Here is a 15089-nt window from a genome sequence, read left to right as displayed (position 1 = left end):
AATATTCCTAGCGGCGGGTAAAGTGGCGGACGAGCGCGTCGCCGGCATATTGGATGATCTGGACAAGGACGACCAGCAGCACGACGGTGACGACCATCACATCGGTCTGGAACCGCTGATAGCCGAACCGGATCGCGAGGTCACCGAGCCCGCCGGCCCCGACCACGCCCGCCATCGCGGTGAACGAGACGAGCGCGACCGCGGTGACGGTCGCGCCCGCGATCAGCCCGGGCAGCGCCTCGGGGATCAGCGCGCCGGTGACGATCTGGCGCGTGGTGGCGCCCATCGCCTGGACCGCCTCGATCGTGGTGCGGTCGACTTCCTTCAGCGATCCCTCGACAAGCCGTGCGTAGAAGGGTGCGGCTCCCACGACGAGCGGCGGGATCGCCCCCGCGACGCCGAGCGAGGTGCCGACGAGCATGACGGTCAGCGGGATCATCACGATCAGCAGGATGATGAACGGCACCGAGCGCAGGATGTTGACGACGATGCCGAGCACGGCGTTGGCGACGCGGTTCTGCGCCAGCCGGCCCTGGCCGGTGAGGAACAGCAGCACGCCGAGCGGCAGCCCGAGCGCGATGGTGAGGATCAGCGATCCGCCGAGCATGATGAGCGTGTCGAGGCACGCCTGGCCGATGTCGGACCAGTCGATGTTCGAAAAGAAGGTCATGCTGCGAGGGCCGCGAGCATGCGCTTGGTCGCCGGATGCGCGGCGTTGGCGAAGATCTCGGTGACGGTGCCGGTCTCGACGACCTGGCCGCGTTCCAGCACCGCGACGCGGTCGCAGACGTAGCGGACGACGTCCATTTCGTGCGTGATCAGCACGATCGTCAGCCCGAGGTCGCGGTTGAGATCGCGGAGCAGCGTCAGCACCGAGCGCGTGGTTTCGGGGTCGAGCGCGCTCGTCGCCTCGTCGCACAGCAGGATGTCGGGATCGGTGGCGAGCGCGCGGGCGATGCCGACGCGCTGCTTCTGGCCGCCGGACAATTGGGCGGGGTATTTGGCAGCGTGATCGGCCAGGCCGACCCGGTCGAGCAAGGCGGCAACCTTCGCCTCGCGCGCCGCTTTGGCGACGCCTGCGAGCACCAGCGGGAACGCGACGTTCGCCGCGACCGTGCGGGAGGAGAGCAGTCCGAAGTTCTGGAAGATCATGCCGATTCGCCGCCGGAGCGCGCGCAGCTCCGCCGCGGACAGCGCCGCGACGTCGACCCCATCGACTTCGACACGGCCTGACGTCGGGCGTTCTAGCGCATTGATCAGGCGGATCAGCGTCGATTTGCCCGCGCCCGACTGACCGATCACCCCGAACACGCCGCGTGGCGGAACCTCCAGCGACACGCCGTCGAGCGCCGCCGCATCGCTTGCCGGGTAGGTTTTGATGACGTCGGTGAGGCGGATCATGCGGACCCCATGACCTGCACCGCGAACCGCTCCATTTCCTCGGCCTGCGGGCTCATCTGGAGCAGGAGCAGGTCGAGCCCGGCGGCCTCATACTCCGCGACGCGTTCCTTCAACTGTTCGGGCGTCCCGACCAGATTGGGGCGCAGGCCGCGGTTGGAGACGGAATATTCCTGGATCTTCAATTCGCGTTCGAGCTGCGTGCCCGACAGCCACTGGTCGAAATTGGCATAGCCTGCGGGCAGTTCGGTGACGCTGGTGATGCGCTCGAGCTCGCGCTTCGCCTCCGCCTCGCTGTCGCGGACGATCGCATAGGCGGCCATGCCGTATTGCATTGGCGCGCCGCCTGCTGCTTCCCGCCGCGCCGCCATGTCGGCGATCTTCGGCGCGATCGCGTCGGCCGGGTCGCCGTGCATGACATAGGCGTCGCACTGCGCGGCGATCATCGCCTTGGCCTTCTCGCTCTCGCCGCCGGCATAGACGGTGGGGCGCTTGAGGGGCTTGGGCGAACAGATCGCCTGCTCGGTGGTGTAGAACTGCCCGGCAAAGTCGAACCGGTCCTGCGTCCACAGTCCGTCGACGACGGTGAGCCATTCGGCGGTGCGCGCATAGCGATCGTCATGCTGGTCGAACTGGAGGCCATATTGCTTCGCCTCGTCCGCCCACCAGGACGACACGACGTTGAGCGCGAGCCGCCCGCCCGAGATCCGGTCGATATTGGCCGCCGCCTTGGCGAACAGCGCGGGGTGGTGGAAGTTCGGGCGGACCGCGACCATCAGCTCGATGCTGTCGGTCACCGCCGCCAGCGCTGCCGCGGTCGACCATGCATCGAGCGCGGGCTGCTCGACGCCCTTGATGTCGTTCAAGTTCAGCTCGGCGATCAGCGTCAGGTCATACCCCCAGCGCTCCGCATTCTGCGTCAGCGCCTTGGTATAGGCCCAGCTTGCCTCCATCCCCTCGTCGGGGACGTTGCGAAGCCAGCCGCCAAAAACCGGAGTCCAGTATCCATAACGCATCAGCGAGCCTTCCTAATCTGTTCGATCAGGTAATCGACGAGCCTGTCGTGCGGATCCCAGCCGAGTGTTTCCAACGGCTTGGCGACGAAGTTCGACAGCGCGTTGATGTCGTAGAAGCGCGCGACGCCATCGCGGTCGTCGATCATCACCTCGACCCCGCCGACATCGAGATCGACCGCGCGGGCGATCGCCTCGGCGGCATCCTTCAGCGTCTGCGACGGTTCGACCGCGGCCATTTTGATCCCCGAGCCGGGGACGACGCACGCATCCGCGGGACAGAGATCGAATGCGCCGCCGCCGGCGACCTCGATCGCGTAGAGAAACTTGCGGTCGAGCGTCTCGATCCGGGTGATCGCGCCGTCGCGGACGGGGACATATTCCTGCACCAGCAACACGCCGTCGACGCTGCTTGGCAGGCCGCTGTCGGCGACCGCGGCGCGCAGTTCGTCGAGACTGTCGAAGCGGATGATGCCCGCGCCCGATCCACCGATATTGGCCTTCACGACGAGCGGGAAGCGGAGCGTCTGCGCGGCGGCCACGACGTCGGCGGCGCGGTGAACGACGCGCGTCTCGGGGATCGCGAGGCCGAGCGACGCGATCAGCGACAATTGCCGCGCCTTCGACGCGTCGATCGCGAGCACCTCGGCATCGTTGATCACGCGCGCACCGGTGCGGCGCCAGTGATTGAGCATCGCCATCGTGTCGAAGATCGGATGCTCGTCGTTGCGCAGGAAGCTCGACATCGCGATCCGGTTGAACACCACGCGGCCGGGCGCGGTCTGGTCCGCGGGGTTCCAGAAGCCGTCGGGCGTGGCGCGCGAAAAGTCGACGCCGCGGCGATCGAGCGCGGCGAACAGCGGTTCGAACCAGAGCGGGTGCTCGTAGAGAATGGCGAGATCGGTCATCGCGGGACGGATACGCATTGCGCGCGGGCGTGCAAACCCAAGCAATAGTTTGCGGCGCGCAATCTCGCATCGTTCCGAGTTGCGGTTCTGGGCTGCCGTTCTGGGCTGCCGTTCTGGGCTGACAGCGCGGGCGCGGCGCGCTAGCCTCGGGAATGACCTCCACACTGATCGGCGCGTCGCTCGCGCTTCTGTTCGCCGTTTCCGCTTCGGCGCAAACTCCCGTTCCCGTCGCACCGAGCGTGCCGCCCGCTGCCGATGCGGTGCCGGCGGAGACGGTGTCGATCGTGATGACGACGAGCGAGGGGCCGATCACGCTGGCGCTGGAGAAGACGCGCGCGCCGCTGACGACCGCGAATTTCCTGCGCTATGTCGATCAGAAGCGGCTCGACGGGGTGACCTTCTACCGGGCGATGAACCTGGGGCAGGGGACCGGGCTGATCCAGGGCGGGCCGCAGAACGATCCGAAGCGCATCCTGAAGCCGGTCGCGCACGAGCCGACCAGCAAGACGGGGCTGTCGCATGTCGATGGGACGATCTCGCTCGCGCGGCTTGCACCGGGGACGGCGACGGCGGACTTCTTCATCACCGTCGGCCCGGTGCTGTCGCTGGACGCGGCTCCGGCGGGGAGCGGCGACACGGCGGGTTATGCGGCGTTCGGGCATGTCGTCGCGGGGATGGATGTGGTGAAACGCATCCTCGGTGCGCCGACGTCGGCGACGGCGGGCGTCGGCGTGATGAAGGGGCAGATGATCGCCGCGCCGGTGAAGATCCTCACCGTGCGGCGCGCAATGTAACCTTCTGTCCACCCCGACGAAGGCCGGGGCCCAGGTGGAAAGGTCCTCGTAACGGCGGACTGCGGATCGTTACCGCCGCCCCCCAATTGGGCCCCGGCCTTCGCCGGGGGGGTGTGGAAGGGGGGCTAGGGTGGTGTTCAAGACCGCGCCGCGGTGGTGTCGGGAAAGGGAGGCGGTAACCTCTTCTTGTTCTCCCGCGGAGGCAGGGAGCCAGGGTTACTGACGATATTGCTTGAGATCCTGGGCCCCCGCCTTCGCGGGGGAACAGTGAGGAGCAGATGCAGTAAACTCTGACGCCCGGGGTCAGGCGGCGACCGCGTCGGCCCTCGTCGCCATCCACGCTTCGGCCTTTGCCAGCGCGGGGGCGTCGTCGACGTCGATCCAGTCGATATCGCTGCAATCGACGATCCGCGCGAGGCCTTGCGCCGCGAGGAGGCGGACGCCTTCGGTCAGCGAGGGGCTGGCGAGCGTGGCCAGCGCGTCCGACAGCGTAGGGCCTATCGCGAAGACGCCGGTGTCGTAGCAGTCGTGCGGTTCGAGGCCCTTGCCGATCGCGACGATGCGGTCGCCGTCGGTCGCGACGCACGTGACGTCCTCGGGGTCTACCCAGTTGTGGCCCAAGCGCCGGTCGATGCCGAGCCGCAGGCCGCCACCGGCTCCCGCAGCCGCCATGCGGGCATAGAGCGCGGTGCTGACGAGGTGATCGCACATTGCCAGCACCGCTTCGCTGCCGGCCAGCGCCTCGCGCGCGGCCAGGACCGACACGCCATTGGGTTCGCGGTGGTCGGCGAGTACAGTCTCGACCGCCAGCGGCCAGCGCCGGCTGGCGAGATACGCTTCGATCGCCTCGCGGCCATAACTGACCGTCACGATCGCGCGCGCGAAACCGGCCTCGGCCAGCCCCTCGAGCGCGTGCGCGATCAGCGGCCGCCCCGCGACCGCGCAGAGCGGCTTGTACGGGGCGGAGGTGCGAAGGCGGCTGCCTTCCCCGGCGGCGAGGAGGACAGCCGTGTCGATCATGTCAGGCGGCCTTGATGAACCGCTCGACTTCGATCTGCGCGAGATCGTCGGTCATCTGCGTGCGCGGGTGCTTGCAGAAATAGGCCGAGGCGGGATCGATGACACCGGCGATGCCGCGATCCTTGGCGATCTTGGCGCAGCGGATCATGTCGATCGCGACACCCGCCGAATTGGGGCTGTCCTCGACCGAGAGACGCAGCTCGATGTTCATCGGCACGCCGCCGAACAGCTGGCCTTCCATGCGCAGGAAGCAGACCTTGTTGTCGTTCTGCCAGGGCACATAGTCCGAGGGACCGATATGGACGTTGTCGTCGTCCATCCGCTCGGCCGCGACCGACTGGACGGCCTCGGTCTTCGAGATCTTCTTCGACTCGAGACGGCGATGATTCGACATGTTGAGGAAGTCAGTGTTGCCGCCGGTGTTGAGCTGGTAGGTGCGATCCAGCTTTACGCCGCGCTTGGCGAACAGGTCGGTCAGCACGCGGTGGACGATCGTCGCGCCGAGCTGCGCCTTGATGTCGTCGCCGATGATCGCGACGCCGGCGTCTTCGAACTTCTTCGCCCAGACCGGGTTCGAGGCGATGAAGACGGGGATGTTGTTGACGAACGCAACGCCCGCCTCGATCGCGCAGTCGGCGTAGAATTCGGTCGCTTCCTGCGAACCGACCGGCAGGTAGTTCATGAGCACGTCGGCGCCCGATGCCTTCAGGTCGGCAATGACTTCTTCACGGGTCGGTTCGGCCGCATCGGAGACCAGGAACGTGCGGTCGTCCTTGAAGTCGGCCATGTGGTCGGCGACGCCGTCCAGCTTCTTGCCCATCTTCACGATCGTACCGGTGTTGCCGACATTCGGCGCGAACACCGCGGTGCAGTTCGGCTTGGCGAAGATCGCCTCGGCGACGTCCTTGCCGACCTTGCGACGATCGACGTCCCAGGCCGCGACGACCTTGATGTCGCTCGGCTTGTAGCCGCCCATGTCGAAATGCATCAGGCCGACCTGGTCGTTAGCCCCCTCGCGATAATGCTCGAGACCCTGCACGAGCGAGCTGGCGCAGTTGCCGATGCCGACCACGGCAATCCGAATGCTATTCATTACTGACCCTGTTCCTTACGAAAGATGCATGCGCGACGCGGTCTTTGGTCGCGGCGGCGTAGTAGTACGAACGAAGGCCCGCTCGACACGACGGTGCCAGACGAGCCCGACGATGGCGACGAGCGTCAGAGGGACGATCTCGAACCACCAGAAGATGCGTGGGTTGCCCGCGAAGCAGGCGACGAAGATCGCCCATACCCGGACGTTCGCGGTAAGCAAGGCCATGAAGCGCAATGGTGCGACCGCACGTGCCCCATAACTGGCACCCAGCGCGACCGGATCGCTTGCCTGGCCGAGCGTGCGCTCGAACGGCATGGCGATGCGGTCGATGCTGCTGGCGACGCCGTCGTAGAAGCGGACGAGCGCGTTGCCGGTCGGCACCGGCGGCGCATCGAGCGCGATGCCCTTGAGCCGGCGATGGAAGCGCGATCGCTCGCCTTCGTACATGTTTGACTGCACCGCGTGCGCACAACCGGCGGCGATGGCGAGGATCCACGCCTCGGGCGTATCGATCGTGATCGCGAGCGAAATATAGATTAGCGCGAACACGCCGTGATCGCACAGCCCGTCGAGCATCCGCCCCAGCGGGCTCGCGGTCTTGGTCGCGCGCGCCACCATGCCGTCGAGTCCGTCGGCGATCAGCCAGCCCATTGACAGGACGAGTCCCACCAGGGCGAGCGCCCAGCTATGCCACTGCGCATAGGCAAGCGCGGCGAGGCCACCAAGGCACAGACCCCCGACCGAAACCGCGTTGGCGGAAATTCCACGCGCCAAAGCAAGCGGCAAAAGCGCACGGCCTGCCGGGTGAATCAGCCAAAGGTTAGATGGGATCTCGATCCGGCGATCGCGCGATCCATCCGGTGGAGCCACTGTCATAGGATGTTCACAATGCGCCGCGCCTGCAATTTATGCAAGGTCGCGCGACGAACGCTAAGGAACGCTTGACCGCAATTCTTCGATCCAGGCGGTTGCGATACCGTCGGACGGCGCGCGCCAGTCACCCCGCGGCGACAGCGCGCCCCCCGCGGAAACCTTCGGTCCGTTGGGCATCGCCGATCGCTTGAACTGGCTGGTCGCAAAGAACCGGACGAGGAACTTCTCCAGCCAGTGGCGGATCGTCGGCAGGTCATAGGCGATGCGCGCATCGGCGGGCAGGTCCTGCGGCCACGCGCCGAGGCCCGCATCGCGCCACGCATGCCAGGCGAGGAACGCAATCTTCGACGGGGCGAGTCCGTGGCGGATCACATAATGCGCGAAGAAATCGTTCAGCGCATAGGGACCGATCATCGACTCGGTGCTCTGCAACGCGCCGTCGGCGCCCGCAGGCACGAGCTCGGGCGAGATTTCCTGCGCCAGGATCGTCGCGAGGATCGCGTCGGTCGCCGCGTCATACTGGTCGGTGCGGATGCACCAGCGGATCAGGAACTGGATCAGCGTCTTGGGCACGCCGCTGTTCACCGCGTAATGGCTCATCTGGTCGCCGACGCCGTAGGTGCACCAGCCCAGCGCCATCTCGCTGAGGTCGCCCGTGCCGAGCACGATCCCGCGCCGCTGGTTGGCGAGGCGGAAGAGATAGTCGGTGCGCAGGCCTGCCTGCACATTCTCGAACGTGATATCGTAGACGGGGTCGCCGTCGCTGAACGGGTGGCCGATATCCTCCAGCATGCGCCGCGCGGCGGGGCGGATGTCGATCTCCTCCGCGGAGATGCCGAGCGCGCGCATCAGCGCCCAGGCATTCGCCTTGGTGCCTTCGCCGGTCGCAAAGCCGGGCATGGTGAAGCCGAGGATCGCGCTGCGCGGGCGGCCGAGCCGATCCATCGCCTTGGCCGCGACGATCAGCGCATGCGTCGAGTCGAGGCCGCCGGAGACGCCGATCACGATCGTCTCGGCATGCGCGGCGACGAGCCGCTTCGACAGCGCCTCTACCTGGATGTTGAACGCTTCGTAGCAATCATCGTCGCGGCGTGCCGGATCGTTGGGCACAAACGGGAAGCGGCGGATGGCGCGCTCCAGGCCGCCGTCCGCCAGCACCGGCGTGTGATCGAACGCGATCCGCCGGAAGCGCGTCTCCGGCGTGCCGGCGAACGTGGCGGCATCGTTGAACGTGCCGAACCGCAGGCGTTCCTGCGTGATCCGTTCGCAATCGACATCGGCGACGACGAGTTCGGGTTCGGTCGCGAACCGCTTCGATTCCGCGATCTGGTCGCCGAGTTCGTGGATCAGGCCCTGGCCGTCCCACGCGACTTCGGTCGTGCTCTCGCCCGGCCCCGCGGCCGAATAGACATAGGCGCACACCGCGCGCGCCGACTGCGCCGCTGCCAGCATCGCCCGCTCGCGCGCCTTGCCGATGACGATGTTCGAGGCGGACAGGTTGCAGCAGATCAGTGCCCCCGCGAGCGCACCCGCGGTCGAGGGCGGGGTGGGGGCCCAGTAATCCTCACAGATTTCGGCATGGAACACGAAACCGGGCAGGTCGCGCGCGGCGAAGATCAGGTCGGTACCGAAGGGCACGTCCTCGCCGCCAAGCGCGATCGTCAGCCCGGTCAGACCCGCGCCGCTCGCGAACCAGCGCTTTTCGTAGAATTCGCGGTAGTTGGGGAGGAACGTTTTGGGGACCACGCCGAGGGTGGTGCCCCGCGCGATCGCCAGCGCGCAGTTGTACAACCGTCCGTTGCGCACCAGCGCTGCGCCCACGAGCAGCACCGGCCGCAGCGTCGAGCTCGCCGCGACGACCGTCGCGATCGCGGCCAGCGTCGCGCGCTGCTGCGCGGTCTGCAGATGCAGGTCGTCGATCGCGTAGGAGGTCAGGTTCAGTTCGGGGAACACGACCAGGTCGACGCCGCGCGCATCCGCCTCGCGGGCCAGCGCGATCGTCGCGTCGGCATTGGCGCCGGTATCCCCCACCGAAGCGCGCGGCGTGGCGGCGGCGACCCGGATCAGCCCATGACTATGGATCGCGTAGAATGGATGCGTCATCGCGCACCGATACAAGCGCTTGGGCAGGTGCGCTACCGACTTGCGACGGCGATCGGCGGCCCGACCCGGTCGCCGCTCACGTCACCGCGAGGCGTTCGGCGAAGGCGGGATCGCGCCATGCCTCGCTCTCCATCGTCTCGCGCAGGATGTCGCCCGCGCGCCAGACGTCCTCATGGCTGAGATACAGCGGCGTTAGGCCGAGGCGGAGGATGTCGGGGTCGCGGAAGTCGCCGATCACCCCGCGGGCGATCAGCGCCTGGGTCAGCGCATAGGCCTGCGGATGGCGGAAGCTGATATGGCTGCCGCGCCTGGCGGGGTCGCGGGGGCTGACGCAGTCGAGGCCCAGCGCATCGCCGGCGGCGGCGAGGATGTCGAAGAGTCTCGCGCTCTTGGTGGCGACCGCGTGCTGGTCGATGTCGACCCAGAGATCGAGCGCGGTTTCTAGCGCAGCGGTCGAGAGCATCGCCGGGGTGCCGGCAAGCCAGCGCTTCATCCCGGGGGCGGGGCGATAGGCATCCTCGAACGCGAACGGCGCGGCGTGGCCCATCCAGCCGGACAGCGGGCTGGCGAGCGAGTCCTGCCAGCGTTTCGCGACGTAGAGGAACGCCGGCGCGCCGGGCCCGCCGTTGAGATATTTGTAGGTGCAGCCAACCGCCATGTCGGCGTTGGCGGCGGTCAGGTCGATCGGCACCGCGCCGACGCTGTGGCTGAGATCCCAGAGCATGAGCGCGCCGGCGGCATGCGCGCGCGCGGTCCATGCGGCGATGTCGAAACGGTCGCTCGTCTTGTAATGGACGTGCGTCAGCAGCAGGACCGCGGTGTCGTCGTCGAGTGCGGCGGCCAGGTCTTCGCGCGCGACCACCTTCAGCCGCGCACCCGGAACGCAGCCGACCGCGCCTTCGGCGATGTGGAGGTCGGTCGGGAAATTGCCGGCTTCGCTGACGACCGTGTGGCGCGCCGGGTTGCTGCGCAGCGCGGCGACCAGCGCCTTGAAGAGATGCGTCGAGGTCGTGTCGCCGATGATGACCGAGTCGGCGGCGGCGCCGATCAGCGGCGCGATCTTGGCGCCGATCCGCTGGGGGGCGTCGATCCACCCCTCGTTCCAGCTGCGGATGAGACGGTCGCCCCATTGGCGGCTCGCGACGTCGGCAAGCGCGGCGGGCGTCGCCTTGGGCAGCGCGCCGAGCGAGTTTCCGTCGAGATAGATCACGCCCTCGGGGAGCGCGAAGTCGTCGCGGCGGGCGGCGAGCGGGTCGGTCGCGTCGAGCGCGCGGGCGTCTTCCAGGGTCACTGTATTCTTCCGAGTCACTGGGTCTTCCCGAAGTCTGCGAGGATCAGGCGTTTTGCGGCCGCCCAGGCGGCCGTTTCGGGGGCGATCTGCTCGACATGGCCGGTGGCGGGGATGACGTGGAGCGTGGCGGTGTCGCCCGCCGCGACCGCCTTGGCGACATAGTCGGTGGCCATGACGAAGGGGATGATCCGGTCTTCGCGGCCGTTGATCAGGTCCTGACGCACGCCGAGCGGGAGGAGGCGGGGGACGGACGTGTCGGTATAGACGTCGGGATGTCGCGGGCCGGGCGGGCCGACCAGTTTGGCGACCACCTCGACCCCGCAGCCATTTCCGGGACTGGCCGCGGTGGCTTCCAGATCGGGCAGACCGCCCAGACTGATGGCATGATCGATCCTGAGCGGATGCGCGGCGTAGAGCGGGCTGGTCGCGGGCAGCTTCGGGCGGGCGGCGAGCCAGAGCGCGAGGTGGCCGCCCGCCGAATGGCCGATCGCGGTGACCCGGGCCGTGTCGAGCTTGAACCGGCGCGCCTGCTTCGCCAGCGCGTCGGTCGCCTGTGCCGCATCCGCGAACGTGCCGGGATAGCCGCCGCCGGTGCGATCGACGCCGCGATAGTCGATGTTCCAGACCGCGACTCCGCTCTGGCGCAGATCGTTGGCGATCCAGTTCATCAGGCTGCGGTCGGCGATGCCGGTGGTCCAGCACCCGCCATGGACCATGACGACCACCGGGGACGGACCCTTCCCCTTAGGCAGCCAGACGTCGACCTTCTGCATCTGGTCGGTTCCGTATGCGATTGTCGCGTCCGCGGTCGGTTTGGCCCGGCTAGTGAGATCGGGCCATTTGAGCAGATCGGCGAGGGCTGGCGTCGGCACGATAGCCAGAGGTAGCAGCAGGGCGGCGGCGAGGAATAAGCGCATCGTGCCATGCTATCGACCAACGCGCCGCCTGTCCCGTCAAGAGACGGCGGTGCGCAAATTTTGCCGATCGCGATGGAAAAACAGGCGTAGAGCGACAGCGATGAGAGGTGTGCCGCGTCGACCGTGGTACGAAGGTGCGCGATGAAGATATTGGTGCTGTCGAGCCTGTACCCGAATGACGTGCAGCGCCGGCACGGGATTTTCATCGAGCACCGCGTCGGTCACGTCGTCCAGCCCGAGGACGAGGTCCGCGTTGTGGCGCCGGTACCGTGGTTTCCGAGCGCCAACCCCGGTTTCGGGCGCTATGCAGAGTTCGCTCGCGTGCCGCACGACGCCGTTCGGCGCGGTGTGGCGATCACACATCCACGCTATCCAGTAGTGCCGAAGATCGGGATGGCCGCGGCGCCCTGGCTGATGGCGGCGGCGCTGTACCGTCACGTGGCGCGGATCCGGCGCAGCTTCGATTTCGACGTGATCGATTCCTATTATCTTTATCCAGACGGCGTCGCGGCGGGGCTGCTCGCGCGGTGGTTCGATCGGCCGTTCGTGATGAGTGCGCTCGGCACCGATGTCAGCCTGATCCCGCAATATCGCGCCGAGCGCGCCATGATCCTGGCGGCGATCGACCGCGCGAGTGCGACGACCGCGGTGGCGGCGGCACTGCGCGACGAACTGGTTGCGATCGGAGCATCGAGCGAGAAGGTCTGCGTGGTCGAACACGGCGTCGACCTCGTCCTGTTCTCGCCGCCTGCGGACCGTGCGGCGTTGCGGCGACGGATGGGGATCACCGCACCGACGGTGCTGTCGGTCGGGCATCTGATCGACCGCAAGGGGCATGACTTTGCGATCCGCGCGATCGCGACGTTGCCCGACGTCCGGTTGATGATCGCTGGCGACGGCCCCCGCGAGGGTGCGTTGCGCGCGCTCGCCGCGACGCTCGGCGTGGCGGGGCGGGTCGATTTTCTCGGTCATGTCGATCAGCACCGACTGCCCGATCTGTACGGCGCGGCGGATCTGACCGCCAGCTGCTCGGACCGTGAGGGCATCGCTAACGTGCTGCTCGAATCGCTCGCCTGCGGAACGCCGCTGGTGGCGACGCCGGTATGGGGATCGCCCGAGGTGGTGCGCGTGCCCGAGGCTGGCGTGCTGACCGCGGATCGCTCGGATGCGGCGATCGCCGACGGGATCGCGCGATTGCTCGCCGACCTGCCCGACCGGAGCGCGACGCGGACCTATGGCGAGCGCTACGACTGGCGCGAAACCGGCCGGCAGCACCGGGCGTTGCTTGCCGCCGCGGTCGCCGGGCATGAGCGGACAACGAAAAGAGAACAAAAGGTGACGCCGGCGCGCGGGATGCTTTGATCGTTCCGCGTGTGACTGCTATCGGTGTGTACAATGGCCAGCAGCGACTTCAAAGATCCCTTCGACAGCATCGTCGACGCCCCCTTCGATAGCGCGCTCTCCGAGCGGTATCTGGTCTATGCGTTGTCGACGATCACTGCGCGATCCTTGCCCGACGTGCGCGACGGGATGAAGCCCGTGCATCGCCGCCTTTTATGGGCGATGCGGCTGCTGAAACTCGATCCGGCACAGGGGTACAAGAAGTGCGCGCGCGTCGTCGGCGACGTGATCGGCAAATATCATCCGCATGGCGACCAGTCGGTCTATGACGCGATGGTGCGCTTGGCGCAGTCGTTCGCGATGCGGTATCCGCTGGTCGACGGGCAGGGCAATTTCGGCAATATCGACGGTGATAACGCGGCCGCCTATCGGTATACCGAGGCGCGGCTGACGCAGGTCGCGATCGACCTGATGGACGGGCTCGACGAGGATGCGGTCGCGTATCGCCCGACCTATAATGGCGAGGATCACGAGCCCGAGCTGTTCCCGGGGCTGTTCCCCAACCTGCTCGCGAACGGCGCTAGCGGGATCGCGGTGGGGATGGCGACGAGCATCCCGCCGCACAACGCCGCCGAACTGCTCGAGGCGGCGATCGTGCTGATCGACACGCCCGACGCCGACGATGCCGCTATCCTGGCCCACGTGAAGGGCCCCGATTTCCCGACCGGCGGGCTGGTCGTCGATCCGCCCGCGGTGATCCGTGAATCCTATGCGACCGGGCGCGGCGGCTTCCGCGTGCGGGCGCGCTGGGAGACCGAGCGCGAGAAGGGCGGCGGCTGGCAGCTGATCGTCACCGAGATCCCGTACGGCGTGCAGAAGGGCAAGCTGATCGAGCAGATCGCCGAGCTGATCAACGCCAAGCGGTTGCCGATCCTCGCCGACGTCCGCGACGAATCGGATACCGAGATCCGCATCGTGCTCGAGCCGCGCAGCCGCACGGTCGATCCGCAGATCCTGATGGACGGGCTGTTCCGGCTGACCGATCTCGAAACGCGCGTGAGCCTCAACCTCAACGTGCTCGACAAGGATCGCACGCCGCGCGTGATGAGCCTGCGGCAGGCGCTCGCCGCGTGGGTCGATCACCAGTTCGTCGTGCTGCGCCGGCGGACCGAGCATCGGCTGGCGAAGATCGCCGACCGGGTCGAACTGCTCGACGGCTATCTGATCGCGTATCTGAACCTCGACCGCGTGATCGAGATCATCCGCACCGAGGACGAGCCCAAGAAGGTGATGATCGCCGAGTTCGCGCTGACCGATCGTCAGGCCGAGGCGATCCTCAACATGCGGCTGCGCAGCTTGCGGCGGCTCGAAGAGTTCGAGATCAAGACCGAGCGCGACAAGCTCGACAAGGAGCAGGCGACGCTCGCCGCGCTGCTGGCCGACCCGAAGAAACAGCGCGCGCGGATGAAGCGCGACATGGCCAAGATTCGCGATCGCTATGGGCTGGAGACGATGCTCGGCAAGCGCCGGACGACGATCGAGGAACATGCGCCGACGCGCGACATCCCGCTCGAGGCGATGATCGAGCGCGAGCCGATCACCGTCATCCTGTCGCAGCGCGGCTGGATCCGGGCGATGAAGGGGCACAACGACCTGGCGAGCCCGGAGGCGTTGAAGTTTAAGGAGGGCGATGGCCCCGCATTTGCGTTCCACGCACAGACGACCGACAAGCTGCTGCTCGCGGCGGAGAATGGGCGGTTCTATACGCTGGCGGCGGACAAGCTGCCGGGCGGGCGCGGCTTTGGCGAACCGGTGCGCGCGATGATCGACCTCGACGGGAGCATCGGCATCGTCGCGCTGCTGCCGGCGAGCCGGCATCCCAAACTGCTGGTGGTGGCGACCGACGGGCGTGGTTTCTCGGTGAGCAGCGCCGAGGTGATCGCCGAGACGCGCAAGGGCAAGACCGTGATGACACCGCGGCCGGGCGCACAGCTGAAGATCGTACGCCCGATCGGGCCGAGCGACGATTACGTCGCGGCGATCGGCGACAACCGCAAGATGCTGGTCTTCCCGCTCGCCGAGCTGGTCGAGATGACTCGCGGGCAGGGGCTCCAGTTGCAGCGCTACCGTGACGGCGGGCTGGCGGATGCGATCACGTTCGTCTTTGCCGAGGGACTGAGCTGGGCGATGGGGGGGGGGACGGGGCGCACCCGCACCGAATCGGATCTAGGGCCCTGGCGCGCGGCGCGGGGCGCGGCGGGCAGGATGCCGCCGACTGGATTTCCGCGCGACAACCGGTTCGGATAGCACGCCGTAAAACCGGAATGTCCGATCGCCG

General features: G+C 67.5%; 13 protein-coding genes. 3 read left to right on the top strand and 10 right to left on the bottom strand.

Translation table 11 applies throughout. The annotated features are described in order from the left end of the window. Positions 1–7: 7 nt before the first annotated feature. From ASF00_RS00720 to ASF00_RS00705, 4 genes are read right to left on the bottom strand one after another with little or no spacing between them, the layout of a single operon-like run. A complete protein-coding gene (locus tag ASF00_RS00720) occupies positions 8–670 on the bottom strand; it encodes a methionine ABC transporter permease (RefSeq protein ID WP_055872791.1) in 663 nt (220 codons plus the stop codon). Then, positions 667–1401 carry a methionine ABC transporter ATP-binding protein gene (locus ASF00_RS00715; protein WP_082463145.1) on the bottom strand — a complete coding sequence of 245 codons (735 nt, stop codon included), beginning with the start codon at positions 1399–1401 and terminating at the stop codon, positions 667–669. Before ASF00_RS00715 ends, ASF00_RS00720 begins: the two co-directional genes overlap by 4 nt. After that, positions 1398–2414 carry an LLM class flavin-dependent oxidoreductase gene (locus ASF00_RS00710; protein WP_055872789.1) on the bottom strand — a complete coding sequence of 339 codons (1017 nt, stop codon included), beginning with the start codon at positions 2412–2414 and terminating at the stop codon, positions 1398–1400. Before ASF00_RS00710 ends, ASF00_RS00715 begins: the two co-directional genes overlap by 4 nt. Continuing rightward, positions 2414–3319: an ATP-grasp domain-containing protein gene (locus ASF00_RS00705; RefSeq protein ID WP_055875141.1), complete on the bottom strand. Its 906-nt coding sequence runs from the start codon at positions 3317–3319 to the stop codon at positions 2414–2416. Before ASF00_RS00705 ends, ASF00_RS00710 begins: the two co-directional genes overlap by 1 nt. A 152-nt stretch (positions 3320–3471) precedes the next feature. On the opposite strand from ASF00_RS00705, the gene ASF00_RS00700 reads away from it, so the two are divergent. Beyond that, entirely contained in the window at positions 3472–4113 is a 642-nt protein-coding gene (locus ASF00_RS00700; protein WP_055872787.1) for a peptidylprolyl isomerase, read from the top strand. 303 nt (positions 4114–4416) lie between these two features. On the opposite strand, the gene ASF00_RS00695 is transcribed toward ASF00_RS00700, so the two are convergent. The 6 genes from ASF00_RS00695 to ASF00_RS00670 form a co-directional block, all read right to left on the bottom strand. Then, positions 4417–5133, bottom strand: coding sequence for an NTP transferase domain-containing protein (locus ASF00_RS00695; protein ID WP_055872785.1), 717 nt, complete (start codon positions 5131–5133; stop codon positions 4417–4419). A gap of 1 nt (position 5134) precedes the next feature. After that, positions 5135–6226, bottom strand: a complete 1092-nt coding sequence (locus ASF00_RS00690; protein WP_055872784.1) for an inositol-3-phosphate synthase — start codon at positions 6224–6226, stop codon at positions 5135–5137. 15 nt (positions 6227–6241) lie between these two features. Then, positions 6242–7000, bottom strand: a complete 759-nt coding sequence (locus tag ASF00_RS00685) for a CDP-alcohol phosphatidyltransferase family protein (protein ID WP_235525518.1) — start codon at positions 6998–7000, stop codon at positions 6242–6244. Positions 7001–7156: 156 nt separating this feature from the next. After that, complete coding sequence (locus ASF00_RS00680; RefSeq protein WP_055872780.1) at positions 7157–9202, bottom strand: NAD(+) synthase; 2046 nt, start codon at positions 9200–9202, stop codon at positions 7157–7159. A gap of 76 nt (positions 9203–9278) precedes the next feature. Further along, positions 9279–10493: a kynureninase gene (gene kynU / locus ASF00_RS00675; protein ID WP_055872777.1), complete on the bottom strand. Its 1215-nt coding sequence runs from the start codon at positions 10491–10493 to the stop codon at positions 9279–9281. 14 nt (positions 10494–10507) lie between these two features. Next, positions 10508–11410, bottom strand: coding sequence for an alpha/beta hydrolase (locus tag ASF00_RS00670; RefSeq protein ID WP_055872775.1), 903 nt, complete (start codon positions 11408–11410; stop codon positions 10508–10510). Positions 11411–11551: 141 nt separating this feature from the next. Between ASF00_RS00670 and ASF00_RS00665 the strand changes: the two genes are divergently transcribed. Further along, the gene (locus ASF00_RS00665) at positions 11552–12772 is read left to right on the top strand and encodes a glycosyltransferase (protein WP_082463144.1); all 1221 of its coding nucleotides are present in this window, start codon (positions 11552–11554) and stop codon (positions 12770–12772) included. A 33-nt stretch (positions 12773–12805) separates the two neighbouring features. Then, positions 12806–15058, top strand: a complete 2253-nt coding sequence (gene parC / locus ASF00_RS00660) for a DNA topoisomerase IV subunit A (RefSeq protein WP_055872773.1) — start codon at positions 12806–12808, stop codon at positions 15056–15058. Positions 15059–15089: the final 31 nt, after the last annotated feature.

It is taken from the genome of Sphingomonas sp. Leaf34 (genome assembly GCF_001421805.1).
Lineage (GTDB): Bacteria > Pseudomonadota > Alphaproteobacteria > Sphingomonadales > Sphingomonadaceae > Sphingomonas.
This window is presented reverse-complemented; position numbering and strand designations above follow the sequence as displayed.